This window comes from Arthrobacter sp. CAL618 (assembly GCF_000468215.1).
In the GTDB taxonomy this organism is placed as follows: domain Bacteria; phylum Actinomycetota; class Actinomycetes; order Actinomycetales; family Micrococcaceae; genus Arthrobacter_D.
In genome coordinates, this window is record NZ_ASZW01000179.1 from 1 (window position 1) to 2,348 (window position 2,348).

The 2,348-nt window shown below is 63.4% G+C and carries 2 protein-coding genes; both read left to right on the top strand.

Going from position 1 to position 2,348, the window contains the following annotated elements:
• The coding region (gene resB, locus K728_RS0111065; protein WP_024476750.1) for a cytochrome c biogenesis protein ResB at nucleotides 1-1,266 on the top strand (1,266 nt) is incomplete at its 5' end.
• Nucleotides 1,266-2,291 (top strand): c-type cytochrome biogenesis protein CcsB, encoded by a 1,026-nt coding sequence (gene ccsB / locus K728_RS0111070; RefSeq protein ID WP_019483191.1) that lies wholly within the window; start codon nucleotides 1,266-1,268, stop codon nucleotides 2,289-2,291. The genes resB and ccsB, both read left to right, overlap by 1 nt.
• The last annotated feature ends 57 nt before the right edge of the window (nucleotides 2,292-2,348 follow it).

Genomic DNA, 2,348 nt, shown 5'->3' on the forward strand with positions numbered 1-2,348 from the left:
GCCGCCGACGCCGCAGCCTTGCTGAAGAAGCGCGGTTACCGGGTGGACCTCCGGGACACAGAATCGGCTCAGCCCTCGGTTGGAGCCGAACGCGGCTTCCTCAAGGAGGTCGGCAACCTCGTCTTCCACTTCTCCCTTATCGGTGTTCTGGTGTCAGTCGCCGTCGGCGGCCTGTTTGGCTACAGCGGGCAGAAAATCATCGTTGAAGGTGACAGCTTCGTGAATACCCTGGTTGGTTACGACGCGTTCACCCCCGGGGCCAATTTCAGCGCCGGCCAGCTTGAACCGTATTCGCTGCGACTGGACAATTTCGACGTCCAGTTCGACCGGCAGGAAACTCACTACGGCCAGCCGCTCGACTTCACCGCCAACGTCACCACCAAGGATGGGCCGGAGGCCGACGAGGTCGAGCAGGTCCTGAAGGTCAACTCGCCCCTGAAGATCGGCGGCACGGGTGTCTACCTGGTCGGTAACGGGTACGCGCCGATAGTGACGGTCCGTGACGGCAACGGAGACATTGCCATGCAGGGCCCGGTTGTCACCATCCCGCAGGATGGGCTCTTCACCTCCCTCATAGTGATCAAGGCTCCCGACGCCGCCCCGGACCAGTTGGGGTTTGTCGGCTTCTTCCTCCCCACCGCTTTTGTCGGCGAGGACGGCGTCGCCTTCTCCCGCGACCCGGATCCGTTCAACCCCCAGCTCAACCTCAACTCCTACTACGGCGATCTTGGCCTCGACGACGGCGAACCGCGCAGCGTTTACGTGCTCGACACCGAGGACCTGACGGAGCTCAACAGCCGTACCAGCGACGAAGGCGGAATCGTCCTCGGCGCCGGCCAGACTTATGACCTGCCGGATGGCAGGGGGTCCGTCTCCTTTGACGGCCTGGACCGCTACATTGCGGTCGACATCCGCCACGATCCGGGCCAGCTGGGAGCCTTGGTTTTCTCCTCCCTGGCACTTGCGGGTCTAAGCGCGTCACTGTTCATCGGACGCCGCCGGGTCTGGGTGCGCACCGGCACCCACGAGGACGGTCGCACCATGGTCGAGTACGGGCTGCTGGCCCGCGGCGAAGACCACCGCCTGACCGGCGAGGGCGCCGCAATCGAAAAAGCGCTCCGCGCGCAGTGGCTGGTGGATGAGCTGACCAAGGAGCAAGATGGATTCACCAAGCCATCAGGCAATGGCGAAACCACCACTTACGCGTCAGACAGTACGGCCACCGAACACGCATCACACCAGGTAGGAAACGGTAAGGACAGCTAATGCAAACAATCAACCAGGCTCTGGGTGAGTTCAGCGAGCGTTTCATGCTGCTCGCGGCCCTGACCTACACGGTCGCTTTCATTGTCTTCACGCTTGACCTGGTGAAGAGCAGCAAGCGAATCCGGGCGGTCGAGGAAAACCTCGCCGCTGCGCAGGAAGCTGACCAGATGGCGCTGGTGGGCGCAGACCGGAGCAGCCGCCCAGGCGTCCGTGCCGGTTCAGCTGGCGTTGCCGGTGACGCCACCGCCGATGACACTATGGACTACGCGGGTCGACGGAAACTCGCGAGAATCGCCGTCGTGCTGACGGTGATTGCGGCACTGATCCACGCCGCCGGTGTCATCTCACGGGGCCTTGCGACGAACCGGGTGCCCTGGGGCAACATGTACGAGTTCTGCACCACCGGAGCGCTCGTCGTAGTGGTGGTCTTCCTGCTGGTCCTGATCCGTAAGGACCTCCGTTTCCTCGGGACCTTCGTCGTCGGCCTCACCCTGGTGATGCTGTGCGCGGCGACGATCGGTTTCTTCACACCGGCAGGCAACGTGGTTCCCGCCCTGCAGAGCTACTGGCTCGTCATCCACGTATCGGTCGCGGTGGTGTCTTCTGCACTGTTCACCCTGACGTTCGCCATGTCGGTGTTGCAGCTTATTCAGACCAGCCGGATCCGCAGGCTCGCCGCCGGGGGTACCGACCGCGCCCCGTTCATGCGCCTAGTCCCGTCGGCGCTCAGCCTGGAGAACCTGTCCTACCGTATCAACGCCGTCGCCTTCGTGATGTGGACCTTCACCCTGATGGCCGGCGCAATCTGGGCGGAAGAGGCCTGGGGCCGGTACTGGGGCTGGGATGTCAAGGAAGTGTGGACCTTCGTCATCTGGGTGGTATTCGCGGGCTATCTGCACGCACGGGCCACCCGCGGCTGGACCGGAACCCGCGCAGCCTGGCTCTGCATCATCGGGTACCTGTGCATCGTCTTCAACTTCACGATCGTGAACATCTACTTCTCGGGCCTGCACAGCTACGCCTAGACCGGGTCCGCAAGGTCGCAACCAGACAAAAAGTGCAGCTACGCCCACGGCGTGGCT

Coding starts and splice junctions, on each gene's coding strand:
- ccsB (WP_019483191.1), top strand. CDS start 1,266: ATGCAAACAATCAACCAGGCTCTGGGTGAGTTCAGCGAGCGTTTCATG.